The sequence below is a fragment of the Streptomyces murinus genome, from assembly GCF_002154555.1.
In the GTDB taxonomy this organism is placed as follows: Bacteria; Actinomycetota; Actinomycetes; order Streptomycetales; family Streptomycetaceae; genus Streptomyces; species Streptomyces murinus.
The window spans coordinates 1-5704 of record NZ_MUNF01000725.1 but is presented as its reverse complement, the minus strand read 5'-3'; the positions used below and the strand labels follow the sequence as shown (position 1 = coordinate 5704).

The following is a 5704-nucleotide window of genomic DNA, read 5'->3' as shown; positions in this document are numbered from 1 at the left end:
CGCCCTCCCCGCAGCCCCAGGTTCCCGGCTACGGCTATCCCCAGCAGCCACAGCCCGCCCCGTTCCAGCAGGCGCCCACGGCGTACATCCCGCAGCAGGCGAGCGCCCCGCGCGGCTACCCCGGCCCGGGGGCCCCGCAGCAGCGCCCGATGCAGCCCGGCACCGGCTACGAGGCGATGCGCCCGGCCGCGCCCCGGCCCGTGCAGGCGCCGTACCAGGACCCGTACAACAACCCTCAGCAGCGAGGTTACTGATCGAAGCGCCCCCGCTGTCGGTGGCACCTGGCACGATGGCGACATGGAACTCGCCGCAGTGCAGTCGATCCATCTCTACCCGGTCAAGGCGTTCCAGGGCCTCGCGGCCGACGCGGCCGTGGTGGAGCCCTGGGGGCTGGCCGGAGACCGGCGCTGGGCACTGATCGACGCCGGGGGGAAGGTCGTCACCCAGCGGGAGCAGCCACGTCTCGCCCTGGCCGCCGCCGAGCCTCTGGCCGGCGGCGGTCTGCGTCTGTCGGCGGCCGGGCGAGCGGCGATCACCATCGAGGTGCCGGAGCCCTCGGACACCGTGCCGGTGAACATCTTCGGGCAGAAGATGGAGGCGGTGCCGGCCGCGGCGGCGGCGCACGCATGGTGCAGCGCCTATCTCGACTTGGACGTGCGCCTGGTGCATCTGGACGACCCGGCCACCCGCCGCCCCGTCGACCCGGACTACGCGCTGCCGGGCGAGACGGTCAGCTTCGCCGACGGCTATCCCCTGCTCGTCACCACAGCGGCCTCGCTCGACGCCCTCAACTCCCTGATAGCCGAGGGCCGGCACGCCGCCGAGGGGCCGCTGCCCATGAACCGGTTCCGGCCCAGCGTCGTGGTCGGTGGCACCGAGGCGTGGGCGGAGGACGAGTGGGCGCGCCTCTCCGTCGGCGAGGTCGTCTTCCGGGTGGCGCGCACCTGCGGGCGCTGTGTGGTGACCACCACCGACCAGGGCACCGCCGCGCGCGGCCGGGAGCCGCTGTACACGCTGGCCCGGCATCGCAGATTCGGCAGGAGTCTCGTCTTCGGGCAGAACCTCGTTCCGCTCACGCGCGGGACCATCCGGGTCGGTGATCCGGTCCGGGTGCTGGAGCGGGGCGGGAGCGTATCGGCCGGAGATCGGTAGATCGGGGAACCCCGGGGGCGTTCCCGGTCGTTGGGGTGACATGAGAAATGCGTGAGACGTCGCGGCCGTGACCGGCCGCGGGGGACGTGGGGGGTGGGGAGATGCGGGCAGTCACAGGTCTGTGGCGCTGGAGACGCAATCCGCTGTGCCGCGCGACCGATCTGGCCGAGGCGTGGGTGGCGCTGGTGGCACTGATGCTGATCACCGTGGTGGCGCCCTTGACGGGCGCGCTGGTCGGCTTCGTCGCCGAGGACTCGCTCCAGCGTGCCGCGCGGATGGAACAGCACACCCACCATCCGGTCATGGCCACCGTGGTACGGCCGCTGGGCCGGGCCCCCGAGGGCGATCCCGACTCCGCCGGGGCGCACGAGGCCCGCAGCCGCGTCCTCGCCGACTGGCCCGCGCCGGACGGCAGCGCGCACCGCGGCCCGGTCCTCGCCGACCTCAAGTCCCCTCATGCCGGTGACCACTTCGGGCTCTGGACGGATCCGCAGGGCCGAATAACGACCCGCCCGCTGGACTCCGTCACGGCCACGGCCCATGCCGTCCTGGCCGGATTCGGCGCCGCCCTGCTGACCGCGGGCCTGGTCGAGACCGCCCGGCGGCTCATCGTCTGGCGCATGGTCCGCCGCCGGTACGCACGCTGGGAGCAGGCCTGGGACCGGGCGGGCCCGGACTGGGGCAAGGCGGGCACCGGCAGCTGACCGCGGGTGGGCTGTGGTCAACCCACCCCGGGCGCACACGCTACGGTGGACCGGCCGAAGCGCTTTCGGCGACAACCCGCGGACGGGCGCACGTCAGGGACTCGCGGAGACGCGGGGACACGGACGGGCGGGCCCAGGGGCCGGGCACACGCACGGACCCGGCAGCGCCGCCCGTACGCGGCGGCGGCCATCAGTACGACGAGGTGGGGGCACGGCAACGCCATGGCACAGGGCACGGTCCAGGTGACGCACACCGGTACCTCGCGGTGGCGGCGCCGCACGGGTGAGTACGCATCGCTCGCCGCCGCCCTGGAGGCCGCCGCCGACGGCGACGTCCTCACCATCGCCCCCGGCACCTACCGGGAGAACCTCGTGATCCAGCGGGCGGTGACGCTCCGCGGGCCGGACGGCTCGCCCGGCTCGGTGCGGATCGCGCCGGTGGACGGGGTGCCGCTGACCGTGCGGGCCTCGGCCGTGGTGCACGACCTGCATGTGGAGGGCCAGGACGCGGCGGCACCCGCGCTGCTGGTCGAGGAGGGCACGCCCGAGCTGATGGACGTGCGGATCGTGACCCGCTCGGCCGTCGGCGTGGAGGTGCGCGGCGCGGCCCGACCGACCGTGCGCCGGCTCACCGTGGACAACCCGGCCGGTATCGGCATCGCCGTACTCGACGGCGGCAGCGGGGTGTTCGAGGAGTGCGAGATCGTGGCGGCCGGACAGGCGGGCGTGGCGGTGCGCGGCGGCGGCCATCCGCGCCTGGACCGCTGCCGGGTGCACCACGCCTCGGGCACCGGGTTCAGCGTGACCGGGGAGAACTCCGCGCTGGAGGCGGTCGGTTGCGAGATCTACGAGGTGCGCGGCTCCGGGGTGCAGGTCAGCCAGCGAGCGACCGCGCAGCTGACCGACTGCGATGTGCACCGCACCACCGCCGACGGCGTCACGCTGGACACGGACGCGGTGCTCACGCTGGAGGACTGCCGGATCCACGACATCCCGGAGAACGCGGTCGATCTGCGCTCGCGTTCGGTGCTCACACTGACCCGCACGACGGTCCGGCAGTTCGGGCGCAACGGGCTGTCGGTGTGGGACCCGGGCACCCGGGTGGACGCCAACCAGTGCGAGATCTTCGACAGCACCGGTGACTATCCGGCGGTGTGGGTGAGCGACGGCGCCACCGCGGTGCTGGACTCCTGCCGGGTGCACGATGTGCCGGACGCGCTGTTCGTGCTGGACCGCGGTTCGCGGGTGGACGTGGTGGACAGCGATCTGTCCCAGGTGCGCAACACGGCCGTGTCGGTGAGCGACGGGGCGACCGCGCAGCTGGACGACTGCCGGATCCGGGACACGGCGACCGGCGCCTGGTTCCGGGACCACGGCAGCGGCGGCACCCTCAACAACTGCACCGTGGACGGCACCCAGACCGGTGTGATCGTCACCAAGGGCGCCGACCCGACCATCGAGCGCTGCACCGTCGACTCCCCCGCCGAGGCCGGTTTCTACGTCTCCGCGGGCGGCCGGGGCAGCTTCCTGAACTGCCGGGTCACCGGGAGCGGCGGCTACGGCTTCCATGTGATCGACGGCTGCCGCACCACGCTGCGCAAGTGCCGCACCGAGCGCTGTGCGCGCGGGGGTTACGAGTTCGCCGAGGGCGGCGCGGACGCCGGGTCCGGTTCGGGTCCGGTGGTGGAGGACTGCACCAGCGACGAGAGCGGCGGCCCCCGGACCCCGGCGACGCGGGAGACGGCCGTACAGACGGTGTCGCACTCCCCCGGGCTGCTCGGCTCGATCCCCGGGCAGCGCAGCACCGAGCAGGAGCCGTCGGTCACCGCCGGGGAGCCGGTGGAGCCGGCGCGTACGTCGAAGGACGTGCTCGGTGAACTCGACGCGCTGGTCGGCCTGGAGAGCGTCAAGCGCGAGGTGCGGGCGCTGACCGACATGATCGAGGTGGGCCGGCGCCGGCAGCGGGCGGGTCTGAAGGCCGCGTCCGTCAAGCGGCATCTGGTCTTCACCGGCTCCCCCGGCACCGGCAAGACGACGGTCGCCCGGCTCTACGGCGAGATCCTCGCCTCCCTCGGCGTGCTGGACAAGGGCCATCTGGTCGAGGTGTCCCGGGTCGACCTGGTCGGCGAGCACATCGGCTCCACCGCGATCCGCACCCAGGAGGCGTTCCAACGGGCGCACGGCGGGGTGCTGTTCATCGACGAGGCGTACGCGCTCTCGCCGGAGGACGCGGGGCGTGACTTCGGCAAGGAGGCCATCGACACGCTGGTGAAGCTGATGGAGGACCAGCGGGACGCGGTGGTGGTGATCGTCGCCGGGTACACGGCGGAGATGGAGCGCTTCCTGTCCGTCAACCCCGGTGTGGCCTCCCGTTTCTCCCGCACCATCACCTTCGGCGACTACGGCCCCGAGGAGCTGCTGCGGATCGTGGAGCAGCAGGCCGACGAGCACGAGTACCGGCTCGCCCCCGGCACCGCCGAGGCCCTGGCCGCCTACTTCACCGCCCTCCCGAAGGGTCCCGCCTTCGGCAACGGCCGCACCGCCCGCCAGACCTTCGAGGCCATGGTCGAACGCCACGCGAGCCGCGTCGCCCAGCTGCCCGACCCGACCACCGACGATCTGACCCTGCTGTATCCGGAGGACCTGCCGGAACTGCCCTGAGCCGCTGTCCGCGGGCGGGGCCGGGCGGCGTCAGATCGCCGACTCACCGCGGGGAGCCGGGAGTTGGGTGCGCAGGCGGGTCAGCAGGTCCGCCCGTACCTGGGCGAAGGCCGGGTCGCTCCGGTAGCAGGAGTGGCCCAGGATCGGAGTGGGGAGCGGGTGCTCGGGGGTGCGTCCGTAGGTGAGGGGGTCTTGCAACGGCGGCCGGTCGACGGGCGGTTGGCCGTCGGCGGGCAGCCGGACCGGGCCGCCGATCGGGTCGGTGCGGCGGTAGAGGTTGTGCCAGCACGCCACGTCCCGGTGCAGCCCGGCGAGCGCCGCGGGCCCGAAGTGGGCCGGGAACCAGCGGCCGTACAAGCGCTCCAGCGGTGAGCCGTACGTCAGCAGCGCGATCCGCGCCCGGGTGGCCGGCGTCAGCTGCCAGGCCGCCGCCGCGGCGAGCACGCTGCCCTGGGAGTGGCCGGAGAGCACCAGCCGGCCCCCGGTCGCCTCGGTCCAGGTCGCCATCCGCCAGGTCAGGTCGGGCACCGCGCGCTCGGCGTAGCACGGAGGCGCGAAGGGGTGTGCGGCGCGCGGCCAGAAGGTGCCGACGTCCCACAGGATGCCGACGGTGCGCCGGGCGCCGCGGTCCTTGTAGGCGCGCCGACCCCAGGTGACGAACAGCAGGAAGCCGAGCCCGACCAGCCATGAGCCAAGGCCCTGGGAGATCCCGGCGGCGATCCGTACGGCGGCCGCGGTGCCGCCCGCCGCGCCGTCCGGCGACCTCCCGCTGACCAGGGCCCCGGCCAGCGCCCCGCCGCCGAGCACCAGGGCGGCGGCGGAGAGCACGGTGAGGACGAGCGGGGCGCGGTCGGTGAGGGCGGCCATGGCCCGGGCGTGGGCGATGGCACGGGTACGGGCCGGGTCTTCGGGCTCCCCGGGATGCTCCCGGCGTACGCGGTCGCGTTCGGCACGGGCGAGCCGCGCGGTCCCGGCGGCGAGCCGAACGGCCACCCCCAGCAGCACCGCGAGCAGCGGCGGAATCATGGACGCCTGCCAGGTCAACACCACCGGCGGCCCGGAAATGGCACCCCCGGCCCCATCCAGCCAGTCCGCCACCCGCTGCGCGACCCCACCGGACATCACCCCACCCAACACACAACCGACCAACGCGACGGCGGGCCCACCGAGACCGTGGGTACTGGGGG

General features: G+C 74.1%; 4 protein-coding genes and 1 pseudogene. 4 read left to right on the top strand and 1 reads right to left on the bottom strand.

The window, feature by feature from the left end:
- The 4 genes from CCN72_RS33955 to CCN72_RS33940 all read left to right on the top strand — a co-directional run.
- Window positions 1–254, top strand: a 254-nt coding sequence (locus tag CCN72_RS33955) for a DUF6643 family protein (protein WP_341868908.1), incomplete at its 5' end; no start/stop codon positions are given.
- 43 nt (window positions 255–297) lie between these two features.
- Complete coding sequence (locus CCN72_RS33950) at window positions 298–1152, top strand: MOSC domain-containing protein (protein WP_086812140.1); 855 nt, start codon at window positions 298–300, stop codon at window positions 1150–1152.
- A 101-nt stretch (window positions 1153–1253) separates the two neighbouring features.
- On the top strand, window positions 1254–1856 hold the full coding sequence (locus CCN72_RS33945; protein WP_086812138.1) for an Rv1733c family protein: 603 nt from the start codon (window positions 1254–1256) through the stop codon (window positions 1854–1856).
- Between the two features lie 222 nt (window positions 1857–2078).
- The gene (locus tag CCN72_RS33940) at window positions 2079–4517 is read left to right on the top strand and encodes a right-handed parallel beta-helix repeat-containing protein (protein WP_161218883.1); all 2439 of its coding nucleotides are present in this window, start codon (window positions 2079–2081) and stop codon (window positions 4515–4517) included.
- 30 nt (window positions 4518–4547) lie between these two features.
- Here the strand turns inward: CCN72_RS33940 and CCN72_RS33935 are convergent.
- Window positions 4548–5704, bottom strand: a pseudogene (locus CCN72_RS33935) (hypothetical protein); the annotation flags it as partial.

Bases quoted from the DNA above. Each gene is read 5' to 3' on its own strand.
- CCN72_RS33950 (WP_086812140.1), top strand. From the start codon at position 298: ATGGAACTCGCCGCAGTGCAGTCGATCCATCTCTACCCGGTCAAGGCG.
- CCN72_RS33945 (WP_086812138.1), top strand. From the start codon at position 1,254: ATGCGGGCAGTCACAGGTCTGTGGCGCTGGAGACGCAATCCGCTGTGC.
- CCN72_RS33940 (WP_161218883.1), top strand. From the start codon at position 2,079: ATGGCACAGGGCACGGTCCAGGTGACGCACACCGGTACCTCGCGGTGG.